At 53.9% G+C, this 17,611-nt stretch carries 15 protein-coding genes and 1 pseudogene; 4 read left to right on the top strand and 12 right to left on the bottom strand.

Annotated elements, in window-relative coordinates; genetic code table 11:
- Positions 1 to 3: 3 nt before the first annotated feature.
- The 3 genes from ABD949_RS19505 to ABD949_RS19495 are packed head-to-tail and all read left to right on the top strand — an operon-like array spanning position 4 to position 3,627.
- Positions 4 to 2,151 (top strand): ATP-binding protein, encoded by a 2,148-nt coding sequence (locus tag ABD949_RS19505; RefSeq protein ID WP_345246089.1) that lies wholly within the window; start codon positions 4 to 6, stop codon positions 2,149 to 2,151.
- Positions 2,152 to 2,200: 49 nt separating this feature from the next.
- Entirely contained in the window at positions 2,201 to 2,581 is a 381-nt protein-coding gene (locus ABD949_RS19500) for a response regulator (RefSeq protein ID WP_345246087.1), read from the top strand.
- Positions 2,578 to 3,627: an adenylate/guanylate cyclase domain-containing protein gene (locus ABD949_RS19495; protein ID WP_345246085.1), complete on the top strand. Its 1,050-nt coding sequence runs from the start codon at positions 2,578 to 2,580 to the stop codon at positions 3,625 to 3,627. Before ABD949_RS19500 ends, ABD949_RS19495 begins: the two co-directional genes overlap by 4 nt.
- A 47-nt stretch (positions 3,628 to 3,674) precedes the next feature.
- Here ABD949_RS19495 and purQ read toward each other — a convergent pair whose 3' ends face one another.
- The 12 genes and pseudogenes from purQ to ABD949_RS19440 all read right to left on the bottom strand — a co-directional run bounded on the left by purQ (position 3,675) and on the right by ABD949_RS19440 (position 16,506).
- On the bottom strand, positions 3,675 to 4,364 hold the full coding sequence (purQ, locus tag ABD949_RS19490) for a phosphoribosylformylglycinamidine synthase subunit PurQ (RefSeq protein WP_345246083.1): 690 nt from the start codon (positions 4,362 to 4,364) through the stop codon (positions 3,675 to 3,677).
- A gap of 1 nt (position 4,365) precedes the next feature.
- Positions 4,366 to 4,563, bottom strand: a pseudogene (locus tag ABD949_RS30835) (type II toxin-antitoxin system RelE/ParE family toxin); the annotation flags it as partial.
- A gap of 83 nt (positions 4,564 to 4,646) precedes the next feature.
- Entirely contained in the window at positions 4,647 to 4,898 is a 252-nt protein-coding gene (locus ABD949_RS19485) for a hypothetical protein (protein WP_345246081.1), read from the bottom strand.
- Positions 4,899 to 4,945: 47 nt separating this feature from the next.
- Positions 4,946 to 5,878 carry a bifunctional metallophosphatase/5'-nucleotidase gene (locus ABD949_RS19480; protein WP_345246079.1) on the bottom strand — a complete coding sequence of 311 codons (933 nt, stop codon included), beginning with the start codon at positions 5,876 to 5,878 and terminating at the stop codon, positions 4,946 to 4,948.
- Positions 5,856 to 6,602: a 5'-nucleotidase C-terminal domain-containing protein gene (locus ABD949_RS19475; protein ID WP_345246077.1), complete on the bottom strand. Its 747-nt coding sequence runs from the start codon at positions 6,600 to 6,602 to the stop codon at positions 5,856 to 5,858. Before ABD949_RS19475 ends, ABD949_RS19480 begins: the two co-directional genes overlap by 23 nt.
- A gap of 15 nt (positions 6,603 to 6,617) precedes the next feature.
- Complete coding sequence (locus ABD949_RS19470) at positions 6,618 to 8,264, bottom strand: M1 family metallopeptidase (protein ID WP_345246075.1); 1,647 nt, start codon at positions 8,262 to 8,264, stop codon at positions 6,618 to 6,620.
- Positions 8,265 to 8,450: 186 nt separating this feature from the next.
- Complete coding sequence (locus ABD949_RS19465) at positions 8,451 to 9,230, bottom strand: DUF4397 domain-containing protein (protein WP_345246073.1); 780 nt, start codon at positions 9,228 to 9,230, stop codon at positions 8,451 to 8,453.
- Between the two features lie 28 nt (positions 9,231 to 9,258).
- Positions 9,259 to 10,800 (bottom strand): RagB/SusD family nutrient uptake outer membrane protein, encoded by a 1,542-nt coding sequence (locus tag ABD949_RS19460; protein ID WP_345246071.1) that lies wholly within the window; start codon positions 10,798 to 10,800, stop codon positions 9,259 to 9,261.
- 19 nt (positions 10,801 to 10,819) lie between these two features.
- Complete coding sequence (locus ABD949_RS19455) at positions 10,820 to 14,380, bottom strand: SusC/RagA family TonB-linked outer membrane protein (RefSeq protein ID WP_345246069.1); 3,561 nt, start codon at positions 14,378 to 14,380, stop codon at positions 10,820 to 10,822.
- A gap of 20 nt (positions 14,381 to 14,400) precedes the next feature.
- Positions 14,401 to 15,405: a FecR family protein gene (locus tag ABD949_RS19450; protein ID WP_345246067.1), complete on the bottom strand. Its 1,005-nt coding sequence runs from the start codon at positions 15,403 to 15,405 to the stop codon at positions 14,401 to 14,403.
- Between the two features lie 50 nt (positions 15,406 to 15,455).
- The gene (locus ABD949_RS19445) at positions 15,456 to 16,106 is read right to left on the bottom strand and encodes an RNA polymerase sigma-70 factor (protein WP_345246065.1); all 651 of its coding nucleotides are present in this window, start codon (positions 16,104 to 16,106) and stop codon (positions 15,456 to 15,458) included.
- A gap of 199 nt (positions 16,107 to 16,305) precedes the next feature.
- Positions 16,306 to 16,506, bottom strand: coding sequence for a hypothetical protein (locus tag ABD949_RS19440; protein ID WP_345246063.1), 201 nt, complete (start codon positions 16,504 to 16,506; stop codon positions 16,306 to 16,308).
- 3 nt (positions 16,507 to 16,509) lie between these two features.
- Here ABD949_RS19440 and ABD949_RS19435 point away from each other — a divergent pair, with 3 nt between their 5' ends.
- Positions 16,510 to 17,607 (top strand): outer membrane beta-barrel protein, encoded by a 1,098-nt coding sequence (locus tag ABD949_RS19435; RefSeq protein WP_345246061.1) that lies wholly within the window; start codon positions 16,510 to 16,512, stop codon positions 17,605 to 17,607.
- The last annotated feature ends 4 nt before the right edge of the window (positions 17,608 to 17,611 follow it).

Here is a 17,611-nt window from a genome sequence, read left to right as displayed (position 1 = left end):
TCTATGCGAACGGCATACCTGCTTGCCTGGCTGCTTCTCCTGGAGATGACCGCTTTCGGCCAAACGTCCGTTACAACGGGTCAGTGGCTGAGAACAGGCTGGAAATTTCATCCGGGCGACAATCTTGCGTGGGCAGACCCTGCCTTCGATGATCATCAGTGGGAAAGCCTGAATCCAGCCGATTATCTTCAGGAGTGGCAGCAGGACCGGGTAGCCGGAAGCGGCTGGTTCCGGCTGCGATTTCGGGTGGCTCCTGCATTAGCGGGTCAGCCGGTGACGTTGCTGCTGTCGCAGATTGGGGCCTCGGAGCTGTATCTCAATGGCCGGCCGATTCATCGGGTGGGCGTAGTCAGCGCACAGCCTGCCGATGAGCAAACGCGGTATATAAGCCATCAGCCCATACACGTCACCGTGTTGGATACGGGTGTTCAGGTGCTGGCGGTTCGGTACTCTCTTACCAAAAGTAACTTTTACTTCAACCTGCCGATACCTGTCGGTTGGGGAGATAATCCGGCCTACGCGCTGCAACTCGAGCCAGCCACCGCATCGGTGACTAACTACGCCCGATGGGAGGCTGTTGGTGCGGTTCCGGTTGCTTTTACAATCGGATTTTTCCTGGTGCTGGCTATCCTGCACCTGTTCATCTATATCTCATTTCGTAAGGGAAAGGCTAATCTGTATTTCGGCCTGGCTTTGGTGCAGTTGTCCATTTGGCGCCTGATTCCACCGCTGCTCATCTGGGCGGAGTTGCCCGTATCGCTGCATTATAGCCTGCTTTGGGCCGGGTACGGGTTTGGTGCCCTGGCGGGTACCTTCATTGTGTTGGCTTCGTACCAGGTGTTTCGGCGGAAACTCGATTGGGGATTTATCACGCTGGCCGCTTTCTGGCTAGTTGTGTGGGCCACGCTACCCTGGAATCCGCAGAGTATCACTGTATCAATAGCCGGTACATTTCTGGTGATGCTGCTGGCCGCCTGGGTGGCTTTTCTGTCGATCCGGCCGGGCAATCGGATTGGCTGGCTCTACCTGATAGGTTCTGGTCTCTGGGTTCTGATAAACCTTTTGATGTTTCAGATAAACCCTGAAACCAATGTGTCAGGTATGGCCGTAGGGCAGGCGGCTATGGATATTATTATTCCATTCGTTATCTCCATCGTGCTCGGAAATGGGTATGTGCGGGCAAATCGGACGCTGGAGGCCAAACTGGTGGAGGTAGAACAACTCTCGCAACAGGCGCTGGCGCATGAGCGGGAGAAGCAGCAGCTACTGTCCGATCAGAATAAAATGCTGGAGCAGCAGGTAGCCGTTCGGACCGCTGAACTGGTAACCCAGAAAGACGAACTTGAGCAGACGCTGAAAAACCTGCGGGCTACTCAGGATCAACTGGTGCAGAAAGAAAAGATGGCTTCGCTGGGTGAGTTGACGGCCGGAATTGCCCATGAGATTCAGAACCCGCTCAACATCGTTAATAATTTCGCGGATATTTCGGTCCGGCTGGCCGATGAACTGCAGCAGGAGATGGTGGCCGGCAATACCGAAGAAGTGAATACCCTGACCGGCTATATCAAAGACAATCTGCAACGGGTTTCCCAGCAGGGGCAGCGGGCCAGCGCCGTCGTTAAGAGTATGGTTCGACTGGCCCGGACCAGCAGCGGAGAGATTGAGCCCACGGACCTGAATGCCCTGACCGACGAGTACCTCCGGATTGCTTACCAGAACCTGAAAGCCAAAAATGACAGCCTGACCGTGGATTTACGCCTGCACCTGGACCCTTCGCTGGGGAAAGTGGCGCTGATGTCTCAGGAAATGGGACAAGTCCTGCTGAACTTGTACGATAACGCGTTTTACGCCATCACCGAAAAAGGGCAGCGGCATCCGGGCGGCTTTCAGCCTCAGATTGAGGTAACAACCCGGGCGACGGAGGGACGACGGGTAGAAATCCGGGTCAGAGATAACGGAACCGGCATTCCCGAAGAGATACTGCCCAAGATCTACCAGCCTTTCTTTACCACTAAGCCAACCGGGCAGGGTAACACGGGTTTAGGCCTTGCCCTGAGCTTCGAAATTGTGACCAAAGGGCATAAGGGTGAGCTAAGCGTAGAAACAGAATTAGGCGAGTTTACCGAATTTATTATTAGTTTGCCTGAATAAAGTTTCTAATTTTATAGCGGAGAACATTCCAACTATAAAGCCTTCCTGTATGAAAATTCTGGTTGTTGATGATGAACTGGATGTGCAGTTCCTGTTTGAGCAGCGGTTCCGGCGTGAGATCCGAAGTGGGGAGCTGAGTTTTGCGTTTGCTCATTCCGGCGAAGAAGCCCTGAACTACCTCAGTCAGCACCCTTCAGAAATCATTCTGATTCTCTCTGATATAAACATGCCCGGCATGAGTGGGCTGGAGCTGCTGCGGAAAATCCGGGAACACTATCCGTCACCTCCCCCAAAAATTATGATGATAACGGCCTACGGCGACGTCGATACCTTTAACCAGGCTATGAGCTACGGGGCCGACGACTTTCTGACCAAGCCGCTGGACTTTGGTGGCCTCAAAGACAAACTTAACACCACGGTAGGCACATGACAAAGGCCAAAATCCTGGTTGTTGACGATGAGTCAGACCTGGAGTTTCTGATCAAGAAAAAGTTTCGCCGGCAGATCAGAGAAGGCCTGTATGACTTTGTTTTTGCCGGAAACGGACGGGAAGCGCTCAGCAAACTACAGGAGGAATCAGATATTGACATGGTCCTCAGCGACATCAACATGCCCGAAATGGATGGGTTAACGCTGCTGGTCCGGATCAATGAGATGAGCCCGCTGATTAAGGCGGTAATTGTTTCGGCCTACGGCGATATGGGGAACATCCGGACCGCCATGAACCGGGGTGCCTTTGATTTCGTCTGCAAGCCGGTAGACTTTGAGGACCTGGAGGTAACAATGCAGAAGACCATTAGGCATGTGCAGCAACTGCGGGACACCTTACAGGCCATTAAGGAAAATAATATCCTCCGCATGTACGTCGATGAGAACGTGCTGAATTTCATGAGCCGGCGGGAGTTTGAGTCGGCGTTGCTGGATAACGAAACCGTTGAGGGGACCGTCGTTTTCATTGACATCTGCGGTTTTACGGCTATCACCGAACGCGAACAGGCCGATACCGTAGTGCGGCTTATTAATAAGTATTTCGACGTGATGGTGAAGGAGATTATTGCACAGGGTGGCTACGTCGATAAGTTTATGGGCGATGCCGTCATGGCGGTTTTTCGGGGTGATTACCACCTCGACCGGGCTATTGAGGCCGCACTGGCAGTGCGTACGCAGATTGAGTTGATTCAGGAGCCATTGCCCGGTCAGCCGGCATTTTTACCTAAAGTATCCATTGGTGTTAACACGGGGGAGATGATATCGGGTAATATCGGCTCGGCTACGCTCCGGCGGCTGGATTATACGGTGATTGGCGATACAGTCAATACGGCTCAGCGGTTACAATCGGTGGCCAAAGCCGGGCAGATTGTAATTAGTGAGCCGGCTTATCAGCGGGTAAAAGAGTCTTTTCATTGCGAAAAGATCGGGGAAGTAACCCTTAAAAATAAGAGTAACCCGGTCGTTGTGTACGAGGTACTGGAATAAAAAAGCAGCACCCATAGTCGGGGTGCTGCTTTTTTATTCATATTCATTTATACAAAAACGGCATTGAGCAACTGCTCCAGAATAATTTTGCCGTCGGTATTGCCCAGCATCGGATCAGAAGCCCGCTCCGGGTGTGGCATCATCCCAAACACATTCCCCTGCTCATTGCAGACTCCCGCAATATTCTCCAGGCTTCCGTTGCAGTTCGTTTCCTCTGTAATGTTGCCGTTCTCGTCGCAATAGCGGAACAGAATCTGGTCGTTGTCATTCAATAGTTTCAGCGTCTCCGCATCGGCATAATAGCGGCCTTCACCGTGGGCGATGGGTATCTTGTACGCCCGTTGGTCCAGTCCCGCCGTCAGCAGCGCTTTTTGGGATTGGGGCAATAGATGGACGTTTTTGCAGATATACCGCTGGTTGGTGTTGCGCAGCAGCACGCCCGGCACCAGGTGCGCTTCGGCCAGAATCTGGAAGCCGTTGCAGATACCCATCAGGTAGCCGCCCCGCTTCGCGTGCGCGATCACTTCGTTCATGATGGGTGAGAACCGCGCTACGGCACCCGTCCGCAGGTAATCGCCGTAGGAGAACCCACCGGGCAGGATAATAAAGTCGCACCCTTGCAGGTCGTGGTCTTTGTGCCAGAGCTTCACTACCTGCTGGCCCAGGTTATGCTGAAGGGCATCCACTGCATCCTGATCGCAGTTGGAGCCGGGAAATACAACAACGCCGAATTTCATATTATAAATCACGCGGGTTTATATCCCGCCGAGTGTCAATTAGTTTAAGAATGATGACCTCTTGTCCTTTAATTCGATAGAACAATCGTGTATACGGGTTAATCAACAGAGCTCTGATTCCCTTATCCGCTACAGCAATACTACCTAATTCCGGAAAATTTTCCAGCAAAGCTACCGTTTTGAAAACTTTATCAATAAAGTCATGGGCAACTTTTTCGTCTCAATGTTCCGTCAGAAAACTTGCAATTTCATATAAACTTCGGTCTCCTGCCTTGGTCCAGGTTATGATGTACGCCATTGTTGGTACTTCTTCACAACCGCTTCATGGCTTAGCCGTTGAGTTGTCTCTTCACTTTCATTATAGGCTTCCAGGATTGATTTTTGCTGCGAAGGAGACAAGTCATTCCATAAAGCTCCTTCATTATCTGAAGCTGTAGCGGACAAGGCTTCATAAAACTGCCTAAGCAAGTCTTCACTGTCTATTTCATCAATTAACCGATGAAACTTATCTTTCAGAAGAGCCGTATTTTCCATACCTATATTGAATGTCCTGCAAAGATACTCAGTTCTGTTGGTATTCTCTACTTCACCTCAACCGCCTGGCCTTTAGCCTGAGCGTCCTTACCGCGCTCAAAGGTCAGATCGATGCGGCCGAGGTAGATGCCGGCAAAACCGACCTGGTTGATGAGGACCGGCTTTCCGTTCTGATTCGGTACGCTGACGGGGGCTTCCAGAAAGGTATGCGTGTGCCCTCCGATAATCAGGTCAATATCCCGGCTCTGGGCCGCCAGCACGTGATCGGATACCTCCGGCCCCTGGTATTTGAAACCGAGGTGCGACAGGCAGACCACGTAGTCACATACCTCGTTGTTCTTGAGAATAGCCGCTGCGTTGTTGCCGGCTTCAATCGGGTCGAGATAGCGCGTTTCTTCGTAGAGCGATTTGGGAACCAGCCCTTCCAGCGCAATTCCCAGGCCGAACACGCCAATCTTCACGCCGTCTTTTTTGAATACCTTATACCGCTGCGTCTGGCCCTCCATGACGGTATCTTTGAAGTCATAATTGGCAATGAGGAACGGGAAGCTGGCCTTGCGGAACTGCGTGCGCATATTGTCCATACCGGCGTCGAAGTCGTGGTTGCCGATGGTGGAGGCATCATAGCCCATTCGGTTCATCGCCAGCACTTCGGGTTCGCCCTTGAATACGTTAAAGTAGGGTGTTCCCTGAAACAAATCGCCGGCATCAAACAACAACACGTTCTTCTGTTCCTGCCGGATACGCTCAATGAGCGTCGTACGCCGGGCGACTCCGCCCTTACCGGCGTTGCGACTACCGTCCATCGGAAACGGGTCGAGCCGGCTGTGTACGTCGTTGGTGTGCAGAATGGTAAGTTGCGTAGTCTTCGGCGGAAACAGCCGGGGTAGGGCCAGCGTGTCGGGGGCTACACTGCCGATGACGGCCGTGGTGCCCAGCAGCTTCAGAAACTGGCGTCTATTGGATTGTAATGCGTCCATCAGTAGTTGGATTGATTGGCTGACCAGCTTTGCCCAGTTGCCGGAAATAGTCGATAAAAGCGTCGCGGATGTTCACGTTGAGGTCTTCGCGCCGGACGGCATCTTTCAGGAACGAAGCGCCACTGCCACCGTTGGCTACGTAGTCGCTCATAGCAACGGTATAGGTCTCATCCGGTTGCAGCGGCTTGCCATTCGCCAGTGTAACCGACTGCACTTTATCGTTGGCAATGGTGGCCCGCAGGCCGCTTATCACCAGGGCTTCGTCTTTCAGGAAGTGATTCAACAACTGCATCACCTGCGAACCTTTCAGGGTCAGGACCGTAATCTGGTTGTCGAACGGCATCACTTCGTAGATGTTGCCGACCGTAATGGGACCTTTGGGCAGCCCGGACCGGACACCGCTGTAGTTGAGGTGCCCGATATCGATGGGCTTACCGTAGCGTTTACCGGCTTCCTGGCGCAGGGCATCGGCCAGCAGGTTGTTGATAGCCGACTCCGGCTTCCCTTTTTCCAGCGATACATCCGATCGGACCAGCATTTCCGTCATAGTCTGGTCGAGTTGCTGTTTGTACGGTTGCAGAAAACGCGACATACCCGTATCAGCCTGGGTTGTGGCGTCTACCTCGATCCGGTTGTAGGTCCGGCCAGTTGGATAGTACGTGTTCTGGCAGGCTGACAGGGCTGCTGTCAACGCCAGAAAGTATATGAGTTTTAGTCGTTGCATAGGTTCTGAAAACGCTTATTCTAAACGAACTTGCCGGATGTTGAACAGGCCGTAATCGGTATTAAAATTGATCCAGCCGGAGCTGAATTTAACGTTGGTGGCACTCCATTCAGTTTTGGGGTATATGGTCTGCCACTCCCCAAAACCGAATCGTACCTTCACCGGCAGGTTGAAGCCCTCTGTATCCGCTACCCAGCGGTGGCGAACTTCCCATTGTTTGTCGCTTTTTGCCAGGACTTTATACTCTAAAACGGGAATACCGGTATATTTCAGGTATTGGTCGGCAATCGACTGTAAATCTACCTGCGTTTTCAGTTCTAAAAAGTCGATGACTTCGTCAGTCGTAACGATAGAGAGTTTTTTCTCGGTAGCCAGCGCTTTAAGAGCTTTAAACCAGACGTTGTCGTTATCCACTGCGTGGCGGAGCGTATGCAGCATCCAGGAGCCTTTGTAATAAATATCCGTGTCTTTGTGCTGGTAATTCACGCCCAGCGGTCCGAGCATTGGGTATTGGTTTTTGATCAGCTTTCGCTGCACGTTCAGGTACTCAATGGCTTTCGGAATGCTGTGGGTGCATTCCATATACAGCGCTTCGGCGTAGGTAGCGAAGGCTTCATGAATCCACATCTCGCCCGAATCGCCGGCGCTAAGGCTGTTACCGAAATACTCATGCCCGCTTTCGTGAATGATGATGAAGTCGAAGCCAAAAGGGGTGTTGCGGTAATTGTTGCCGTAAGCAATGGCGGTCTGGTGTTCCATGCCCCAGTAGGGGGTTTCGACCAGTTTGTAGCCGTCGCGCCAGAACGGAAACTTGCCGAAGTACTTCTCGTAGCAGTCCAGCATCGCTTTTACCTGCTCAAAATGCGATTTGGCTTTTTCGAGATTATGGGGCAGTACGTAATAATTCAACGGCAAGGCCTGCCGGTCGAGGCTGCGGTACTCGTCTTTAAAATAGGCGTAATTGGCAATATTAAGCGTAACGTTGTAGGTATTGATCGGATAACGAACAGTCCAGATAAATTCAGTCTGTCCGGCGGTGCGGGCGGGTCGCCTGGTTTGTAGCGTGCCGTTTGATACACAGGTGAGGCCATTGGGCACGCGGCAGGTAATACGCATGGAATCCGGCTCGTCGGAGGGATGATCTTTACAGGGCCACCACAGGCTGGCACCGGTACTTTGGCAGGTAACGGTTACCCAGGGTTTGCCGTTCGGGTCCTGCCGCCATACAAACCCACCATCCCAGGGCGGATTTTTGGCCACTTGCGGACTACCGCTGTACGTTACCTTCACCTCCCGGAGCTGCCCCACCGGCTGCGCGTCTTTCATGTCCACAAACACGGCATTCCCATCCCGTTTGAACGGTAACTTCTGGCCATTCTGCATTATGGCCGCAATCTGCATATTCCCGAACAGGTCAATCTGCATCCGCCGGAAGGGCTCTTTGACCCGGTAACGAATGGTATTGCTGCCGTCGATGGTGCGGGTAGCCGGGTTAACGTTCAGGTTGAGGTCGTAGAAGGTCACATCGTAGCCGGTCCGTTCGGAGCGCTGGCCACCCCGCAGCGAATCCTGGCGGGTAAAGCGATACGTCGAGTCCGGCTGCTGAGCAAACGAAATCAGGGAACAAAACATGGCCGCTACGGCCAGCCACCAACATCTCATCGGTCAGGTTGACATTCAATGCCCGAAGTTACGAACCAAAACGGAGGAAACCAGAAGATGAGTAGGCAGTGGGCAGTTTTCAGTAGGCAGTAAGCAGGGAGATAGGCTGGCTGGGGAAGGGGAAAAGACAAAGCCCGGCGAAGTAGCCGGGCCTGTAAATCTGTTTATCCCTAACCTTGTAAAAACTTAAAGCGGAACACTCCAGCGGTTGGCGTGGTAGCTGATGTCCAGCCCCTGACCCGAAACTGAATTGCCCGGCGAGGGGGTGGTCCGGAAGCCACGCGCCCAGATCGAGTAGCAGCTATTCCGATCAATAAATACGTTGGACTTTGACGCCAGTACACGGGCGGTGCCTGCCTCCCGAAGCTGAATGGTATACGTGCCGGGTTCTATTTCAAAAAAGTCCTTTACATCCTTAAATTTCAGACTGGTCCCTAACGTGGCACCACCGGAGATCACGATGTCGATTGGGCCGGCATCCGGTGAGTAATTCATCAGCCGGACCTTCGCTTTACCTGGTGCCGGTAAGGCCAGATTGTCGTCCAGCACGACTATCTCCACTTTCTGGGCTGTACCGATCGCGTAAACCGAATAATACTTATCCGCCTGAATGGGAAACGATACCTCTGCCACCTTGGCGGCTGGTCCGGCCGGGTTGTTAGCCTGCGACTGTGCCGTGTCGAACCGCATGGTCATGGTCCCGGGTGCAAATGCCTTGTACCCGTTCGACCACGGGAATTTGATAGGAAACAGGTTGAACTGCACGTTATTGTAAAACGGGAAGATGGCAATTTCGCGCTGGGCCTGCGCTGCTACCGTGGCAGAGTTGGGCGCAGCATTGACGAAGATAATTTTGCCTTTGTCTTTTTCTTCGCCCAATCCGGCAACGTCGTCTTTTTCACAAGCCATCAGACCCAGAATACCGGCCGTCAGGCTGACTGAACAAAATATGCGTAGGTAATTCATAGTCGTGTACGGTTTAACAGCCTACCAGTTAGTAGCCGGGGTTTTGGGTCAGTAAAGGATTGTTGAGGGTTTCGATACGGGCGATGGGGAACAGCAGCTTGTCCCGGGTAAAGTTGTCCCGCTTCTGGTCCACTTTCAGCACCTGATTGGTGTAGTCGAAGCCGTAACGGACCAGGTCGAACCACCGTTTGTTTTCCATCGCCAGCTCTTTCCGGCGCTCCGAGCGGATGGCTGCCCGAAACTCGGCCTGCGATAAGCCCGGCTTCAGGTCGGCTTTCTCAGAAGCAGTCGTTAACGGCAGGTCGAAGGCCCGGCGACGGAGCCGGTTTACGTACTCATACGCCAGCGCATCTACTGTGTTTGATTCGTTGGCCGCTTCGGCGTAAATCAGGTATACTTCGGCTAAGCGGTAGACCGGGAAATTGGCTTGCCCAACCGCCCCGGAGCCAGGTACGTAGTATTTGACCGTCAGCCAGCGCTGGGTACCGTCACCGCTCTGGCCACGACCGAAGTTGACATCGCGCCGGACATCCCCTTCTTCGTATTCCTGAATCAGACCACCCCGGAAACCCGCTTCGTTGTCGCTATTGGTATTATCCGATGGGCGGTAGGCGGCCAGGTTGACAACGCCACCGCTGGCATTGTTGGTCGGCCCCATAATGAAGCTGTAGTTCTGACCGAGCGGAGCCGTACCGGAAGCCTGTCCGCCGTTGCTGAACTGGATTTCGAACAGCGACTCCGCCGTATTTTCCTGACCGCCACGGGCCGCGAAGTTATCGGCGTATTTGGGGTTCAGATTCAAACCGCTCTGCGTAATAACCTGAGCGGCCGTGGTCTTGGCTTCGGCGTAGTTCTTCTGGGTGAGGTACACATCGGCCAGCATAGCTAGTGCCGCCCAGCGACTGGCCCGTCCACGCTCATTACCGGCTCCGCTGCCCGAGTAAGTGGGGGGAAGCTTGGCAGCCGCATCTTTCAGGTCGTCGATGATCTGCTGGTACACCTGAGCGGCCGGTGTGCGGGGAATATTTACATCCGTGGGGCTTTTAATCTCATCGGTTCGCAGCGGAACATCGCCAAACAAGCGTACGAGGTTAAAATACGCAAACGCCCGCAGGAATTTAGCTTCGCCCACAAACTGGTCTTTGAAGAGCGTGCCCGCCGAGTTGCGCGACTGGGCAACCGGAAACGTTAGCCCAGGTACCCGGTTGATGATAACATTGCTGCGGTAGATAAGCCGGTAGAAGCCATCCCACAGGCCAAACGTCATGCCGTTGTCGGCCGGTAGTTCAAAATAATCGACCAGGCTATAGGCCGAGGAGGCCAGCTTGCTGACGTTCACAATGTCGTCGCTGGCGTAGTCGACGTAGAGCATATCGTTGTTGCCCCGGTACAGGTTGCCGCTGGTGAGGGTACTGTACGCTCCGTTAACGGCCGCGAGTGTACCGGCAAAGTCGGTAAACGTGGCGTCAATGGTTTGCAGACCCACCGGTTGGGGGTTCAGCATTTCGTTGCAACTGGTGGTAGCGGTCAGTAAACCGGCTACAAGCACGCATAGGTATTTGCTTTTCATGGTGATTTCCGGTTTAGAATTAGAAGCCCAGGTTAATGCCTACCGTTATGGATTTGGCAATCGGATAGGCACCGACGTCAAGACCGTTGGTGGTCACGTTGGAGCCGAAGCTGTTCACTTCCGGGTCCCAGCCGGGGTATTTGGTGAAGGTAAGCAGGTTGTTACCCTGGACAAATACCCGTGCCCGCGTCAGCAGGACTTTCTGAATCAGGTTCCTGGGTAGTTCATAACCCAGGGTAATGGTCCGGAAGCGGAAGAACGAAGCATCGTCCAGGTACCGGTTTGAAGGGATCAGCGGGTTGTTGTTGCGCGGAATGGGTACAGAGGTCTGTACGCCCGGCTCCCAGGGCTTCCAGCGGTTTTCATAAACAGATCGCCAGGTATTGGCTTCAAATGTCTCGGCCTGCAACCGCGGCTGGTTCCACAGCAAGTTGCCGTGCTGGTAGTTGCCGACCAGGTTTAAGGTCAGGCCTTTATACGAGAACGTATTGGAAATGCCCCCGAAGAAGTCGGGGAAAGGCGAACCGTACCATACCCGGTCATTATCGTCAATTACTTTGTCGCCGTTCTGATCAACGGGGATAAAGTCGCCGGGGGTGAAGTACGGCTGCGAGCCAATGCGGATAACTGGTGCTCCAGCCGCCTGTTCCCAAGTCTGGTACTGGCCTTGTTCTTTCACTACATAGAACCCACCGATGGGATGACCCACTTCGGTTCGGTTAATGTACCCGTTCACCCGCCAAACGCTGGCACCGTTGATAAACGGCAGTGTTCCCAGACTGACCACCTCATTCTTGTTGGTAGCGATGTTGAAATCCAGATTCCACCGGAAATCGCCCGAGTTGATGACGGTGGCGTTGGCGGCAAACTCAAAGCCACTGTTGCGTATTTTACCGATGTTCGTGGTATAGGCATTACCAACCCCCGAGATGACCGACAGCGGGGCCGGGCCAAGCAGGCCGGAGGTCAGCTTATCGTAATAGTCCATGGTCAGGTTGATGCGCCCCTGGAGCAGGCTGATATCCAGTCCAATATCAGTCTGATTGTTCCGCTCCCACTGGATATTTGGGTTTTCGAAGCGGCTGGGTGCGACGCCCGTGACAATGGTGTTGCCAAACACGGCATTGGAGCCACCCATCACGGCCGAGTAGAGGAAGTCTCCGATGTTCTGGTTACCCGTTGAACCGTAGCTGGCCCGTAGTTTCAGGTCGCTGATGAGTGCACTGTTCTTCAGGAAGGGTTCTTCCGAAATGCGCCAGCCGACCGAGAAGGACGGGAAGATACCGTACTTGTAATTAGCACCAAAGCGGGAAGAACCATCGCGCCGGACCGTACCCGTAAACAGATACTTATCCTGGAAACTGTAGTTGGCCCGGACAAACTGCGACACCAGCGCCGAAGGCGTTTCGCCCCCGAAAACACTGGTGGGCGTTGGCATATTGCTCAACTGGTCCAGCGCCCGGGAGGGTGAGCCCTGTGCCGCGGCACCCATAAATTTCTGCGTAAACTGCTGGGCTGAGAAGCCGGCTACCACATTGAGGGTATGCGCTCCGAAGCTGCGGTCATAGGTAAGCAGTTGGTCGGCCAGCCAGTTGTAGGTTTTGGGCTGGCTGACAAAGATGGTCTGGTTCGTGTTGGCGTCGATACCCCGCTGCCAGACCGGGTTAAAGCTCGTCAGATCATTGAACAGGTAATCCACCCCAAACAACGACTTGAACTTTAGTCCCTTCAGAATCTCCAGTTCACCATACACGCTGGAGTTGATGCGGAAGCGGTCGTAGGTCCGCTTCCGCTCTGTCAGATTCGCTACGGTATTGCCGTTTCCGTCAACAAACAGGTTGGAGTTGATGACACTGTTTGGGCGACCGGCAAACTGCCCGTTCGAGTCGTATACAGGGGCTAGTGGGCTCGCACCGGTAAGGTAGTTGAGCTGCCCCTGAAAAAACTCGTCATTATCCATATTGTTACCCTGCTGGTAACTCAGCGCGGTGCGGGTGCCGAACTTCAGCCGCTCGGTTGCTTTTACATCCAGATTCAGACGGGTCGAGTACCGCTTGGAGTAGGTGTTAATGACGATACCCTGCTGGTTGAAATAGTCGGCGCTGGCGAGAAACTGGATCCGCTCGGTACCGCCCGAACCCGACAGGCTGTAGTTCTGCATGGGTGCCTCCCGGAAAACGGCATCCTGCCAGTCGGTAGCGGTTTGCAGCAGGTACGGGTTCACCGCCCAGATATCAAAGACCTCATTGCCCCGCGTTCCGGCATTCCGGCGGTGCTCAAAAATGTACGATGCCCGTTCGGTGGCGTTGGTCACCGGTATTTTCTTCCGGAGCGACTGAACGCCATAGTACGCATCGAAATTGATCTGGGTTTTACCGGCTTTACCGGCTTTCGTGGTAATCAGGACTACCCCGTTGGCGGCCCGGGAGCCGTAAATGGCCGTAGCCGAGGCATCTTTCAGGACCTCAATACTCTCAATATCATTTGGGTTGATAGAAGCCAGCGGGCTGGAGTTGTTGGAGCCGGCCCCACCGGTGCTGCCTTCGTTACCCACCGACAGGCTATTGGCTCCTTCGTTCCAGGTGAGCGGAATACCGTCAATGACGTATAGTGGCTGGTTGGCTCCGCCCCCGGCGGTTGAGTTAACGCCCCGGATGCGTACCTGAACGGCTCCGCCCGGTGCCCCAGAGGTTTGCACAACCTGCACACCCGACACGCGGCCCTGCAGCGCCTGGTCGGCACCCATTACCGGTACCGCTTTAATTTCCTGCGACGATACACTGGCGACAGCACCGGTAATGTCCCGCTTTTTCTGCGTGCCGTAACCGACCACCACCACTTCATTCAGCGTCTGATCCGATTGGGTCAAACTAAGGCTGATGGTCGTCTGGTTACCTACCCGCATTTCGCGTCGTTCGTAACCGATAAAGCTAAAAACCAGCACCGAGTTCTCATTGGGAACGCTAATCTGGTAGTTACCATTGGCGTCGGTGGTAGTACCCCGGCTCAGGCCTTTCACGGCGATGCTCACACCGGGTAAGCCCTCGCCTTTCTCGGCATCCGTTACCCGGCCGCGCACCGCAATGTCCTGCGGAGCCTGCATTTCATGCGGCTGGAGGGTTGCCATATTTTCGATTACGGTTCTTTCCGCCGATTGGGCGGGAGCATCTGCCGGACGGGCTGCTTCGGGAAATCGCGCATCGGTGGTCTGTGCCGTTTTCTTGTCCGCCCGCTTGTTCAGGATGATGTACGAGCCGTCTTTTATCCGCTTGTAGCGCAGGCCAAACGGTTGCAGCAGCCGGTCGAGCGAGGTCTCGACCTGGTTGCTGCCGGCCAGAATGTTGGTTGGCACGGTGAAGCCTTCAATGGTCTTGTCTTCAAACAGAATGTCTACGCGGTGGCGGGACTTCAGTTCATTCAAGACGTCTTTTAGTTTGCGAACGGCAGGTACCGCCGATGGGTCGGCTTTTGGCGCTTGCCGGGCCATGGCCAGCGTCTGGCTCCAGACGGGTTGTTTACCGGCCACCAGCGCCCCGAGGAGGAGCGTCCGCAGGCCCAGTTGTCGTAGTTGTCGCTTCATGATCTATAAGGTGGTTGGAATTATTCAAAAAAAGTGACGGTGTCGTTCTGGCGATTAAAGTTGATTTCGAGCAGTTCGGCGATCACCTGAAGCAGTTCGTCGGCGGTTTTCGCCTGGAAAGAACCCGATACGGTGCGCTCAGCCAGTGCCGGCTCCCGAATCTCCACCGTGAGGCCGTAGTTTTCGTGCAGCAGGTTGGCGATTTCGGTTAGCGAGGTCTGGTCGAACACGAAGCGGTGTTCCTGCCAGGCCGAGTGATTTTCCGGCTTCGGAATCTGCTTCACCGAAACGGTACCCGCCGGATTCAGCTTCATCAGTTCGCCGGGTTTCATGGTTAATTCACGGGGCTTCTCGGCGTTGGCGTAGTATTTGACCTGTACCTTGCCTTGGTTCAGCACGACTTTGGCGTCGCGCTGCCGGGCCGATACGGTGAATTCCGTGCCAAGCACCACCACATCGAATCCCCTGGCCGTTTTTACCACAAACTGCTGATCGTCGGGAGTGTGGGTGACCGAAAAAGCCGCTTCGCCGGTCAGGTACACTTCGCGGGTGCGTTGGCCGAAACCAAAGCGGGGTACCCGCAGCGACGAGTGGGCGTTGAGGGTGACAACGCTGCCGTCGGGTAAGGTCTCTTTGCGGATTTCGCCGTAGGCCGTTTCGATGGTCCGGTACAGCAGGTGCGTGCGGTTAGCGTACAGGAGCGTCGCCAGCGCCACCAGCACTACCGTGGCGGCTGCGACCCACCGAAAGCTGAGCCGAAACCGGTTGGTATCAAGCGGGTCTTCCGCGCTGGTTGTCGGCTGCTGTTGCTGCCAGGCGTCGATCTGGGCGAGCGAAGCCGTCAGGGCGTCCTGATCGTCGGCTGCGTACTGGAGGTTGAGCCGTTCCCACTCCTCCAGCCATTCATAGTACAGTTCACGGTGGGTGGGCGTCTGCAGCCAGTCCTCAATCAGCTTGCGCTGAATGGGCGTGATGCGGCCCGCAAAATGCTCAAACAGGGTATGTTTATTAACTGAGTTGTCCATCTTGGGTGTAAGGCTTTTGTAAACGTTGACAGGAAAAACGGTGATTACCCTTAGCTGGCAATCAATAAACTGAGCAGGGTCATCAGGCCGATCTGGAGCGCCCGGCGCAGGTGCGAGAGCGCCCGGAACATATGGGCCTCCACCGTTTTTATCGAAATCTGAAGTTCATCAGCGATTTCACGGTTCTTTCTGCCCTCAAAGCGGCTCAGCAGAAACACCCGCTGGCACTGCGGAGGCAGCACACGGATTTCCTCTTCGATCCGGTTGTATAGCTCCGTAAACTGAAGCATCTGCTGCGGGTCATCGTCGGCGGGTGGCTCTTCAAACGTATCGGTTTGTTTACCCAGCAGATTATCTTTTCTGAGTTCGTCCTGCAAATGATTGTACACCCGGTTGCGAACGGCAGTGAACAGGTACGCCCGGTACGAGGTCGTAATATGCAGGTGGGCCTGCGTTTTCCAGAAGTTCAGAAAGACTTCGCCGACAATATCCTGGGCAATGTCGCGGGAGTACACAAAGCGCACCGCCTGGCTGCACAGCACGCGGTAATACCGCCGGAACAGCAGTTCGTAGCCTTTGCGCACTTCGGCCTGGAAAGCCTGCCGGATCAGCAGTTCAGCGTCGGTGGTTACCGGTTCCGGTTTGCGGAATGGGTTTGGCCGGGTGGAGTCTTCTGAGAATGATAGGGATAAGTCTGCCATAGGGGTAACGCTTACACATAGATAGACAGAAGCGTATCTTTTTACCCTTAGCGGAGTGCAAGAAATAGTTTTAATTGTTTAAAAAATTCGACAGATGTTTTTCTGTGAACTGCTTTCAATTCAGGCAATTGGCTTTATTTGGCGACAAAAAATCAGATGATTTCGAAAAAATTTTAAAGTATTCAAGTATGTTTATGGGTTAGTTTGAATGATTAATGGAATGACCCGCCGGTTTCTTTTTCTTTGCTTCTTTCTCGCCGGACAAGTTGTTTTTGCGCAGCGCGAATACCGTCCGGGTTACATCGTCAAAACTCCGGGTGATACCCTGCGCGGTTTGGTCCGGTACGTAGAGACTCACCAGCAGGCGCTGTCCTGTTGCTACCGTGCTTCCGTGAAACAAGCCGTGGCATGTTATCAACCGGATGAACTACTGGGATATGGATTTGATGGTGGTCGGGTATATCGCTCGGTGCAGGTCAACGGTTCCCGGCTGTTTATGCAGGTACTGGCCGACGGACATGCGGTCTTGTATAAGAACAGTCACCAGTATTATGTGCAGAAAGGCAGCGAATCCCTGAAAGAACTGGTGTCGGTGTCTCAGGATACAACGGTATACAGGTCTGGCAGGCCTTATATAGCCAGAAACAGGCTGTTTGCCAATTTGCTGAATGATCAGGTCATGGCCGATTGTCCGGCGGTGCAGCCTTTGCTGCAGAAAGCACTCCTGAGGGATGGTGACCTGATGGCCATTTTTGAGGTCTATAATCATTGTCGTCCGGCGAATACACCCACCAGGTTGATTGCTGTGACGGCAAAACCGCGGACGTCCGTGTCAATGGGCATAGGCCTGAGCTGGCATCGATCCACGTTATCCATCTTACCGACAAACTGGGTACCGGTAAACGCTATTTTACATCCAACCCGATCATTTATTCCCTACCCTACCTGCTGGTTGGTGCTTACATCTCCCCGTATCTCGGAGCGGTTTTCTTTCCAAACCGGGCTAAGCTTCCTACACGAAGCCTTCCGGTTTTCGTCAACCGAAGAAATAGACGAGGGGGCGGATAGACGGGTGCTGCAACGTCAGGATTTGTGGCTGCAGATGAGTTCCTTGCGTATACCGGTACAAGTTCGTTATAATGTGCCGGGTTTTCAGGCAAGACCGTACCTGGCAGTCGGGTCGTCGCTGCTACTTCCGCTGCGTTACGAGAGTAGTTATTCCATTGAGAGGCAGCAGAACAGGCTGGTTAACAGCTTTCGTTATCCTTTTTTTGTTCCGCACCAGCTGGCAATAAGTGTTACCGGTGCCCTTGGTCTGAAGATTCCGCTGAACCAGAACTTTTCCGGAGTGGTCGAAGGCCGTTACGAGATGGCGCTGGCCGGCATTGCGCAGTTTGACAATATTGACGCAACCAAAGCGCCACACGCTGCCGGATTAACGTCCCTGGCTGAAGCGCCCTATCAGGCTTTCCAGTTCTCGCTCGGTCTTCAGTTTCGTTAATCTT

This window comes from Nibrella saemangeumensis (genome assembly GCF_039541915.1).
Classification (GTDB): domain Bacteria; phylum Bacteroidota; class Bacteroidia; order Cytophagales; family Spirosomataceae; genus Nibrella; species Nibrella saemangeumensis.
This window is presented reverse-complemented; position numbering and strand designations above follow the sequence as displayed.

Coding starts and splice junctions, on each gene's coding strand:
- ABD949_RS19505 (WP_345246089.1), top strand. CDS start 4: ATGCGAACGGCATACCTGCTTGCCTGGCTGCTTCTCCTGGAGATGACC.
- ABD949_RS19500 (WP_345246087.1), top strand. CDS start 2,201: ATGAAAATTCTGGTTGTTGATGATGAACTGGATGTGCAGTTCCTGTTT.
- ABD949_RS19495 (WP_345246085.1), top strand. CDS start 2,578: ATGACAAAGGCCAAAATCCTGGTTGTTGACGATGAGTCAGACCTGGAG.
- purQ (WP_345246083.1), bottom strand. CDS start 4,364: ATGAAATTCGGCGTTGTTGTATTTCCCGGCTCCAACTGCGATCAGGAT.
- ABD949_RS19485 (WP_345246081.1), bottom strand. CDS start 4,898: ATGGAAAATACGGCTCTTCTGAAAGATAAGTTTCATCGGTTAATTGAT.
- ABD949_RS19480 (WP_345246079.1), bottom strand. CDS start 5,878: ATGGACGCATTACAATCCAATAGACGCCAGTTTCTGAAGCTGCTGGGC.
- ABD949_RS19475 (WP_345246077.1), bottom strand. CDS start 6,602: ATGCAACGACTAAAACTCATATACTTTCTGGCGTTGACAGCAGCCCTG.
- ABD949_RS19470 (WP_345246075.1), bottom strand. CDS start 8,264: ATGAGATGTTGGTGGCTGGCCGTAGCGGCCATGTTTTGTTCCCTGATT.
- ABD949_RS19465 (WP_345246073.1), bottom strand. CDS start 9,230: ATGAATTACCTACGCATATTTTGTTCAGTCAGCCTGACGGCCGGTATT.
- ABD949_RS19460 (WP_345246071.1), bottom strand. CDS start 10,800: ATGAAAAGCAAATACCTATGCGTGCTTGTAGCCGGTTTACTGACCGCT.
- ABD949_RS19455 (WP_345246069.1), bottom strand. CDS start 14,380: ATGAAGCGACAACTACGACAACTGGGCCTGCGGACGCTCCTCCTCGGG.
- ABD949_RS19450 (WP_345246067.1), bottom strand. CDS start 15,405: ATGGACAACTCAGTTAATAAACATACCCTGTTTGAGCATTTTGCGGGC.
- ABD949_RS19445 (WP_345246065.1), bottom strand. CDS start 16,106: ATGGCAGACTTATCCCTATCATTCTCAGAAGACTCCACCCGGCCAAAC.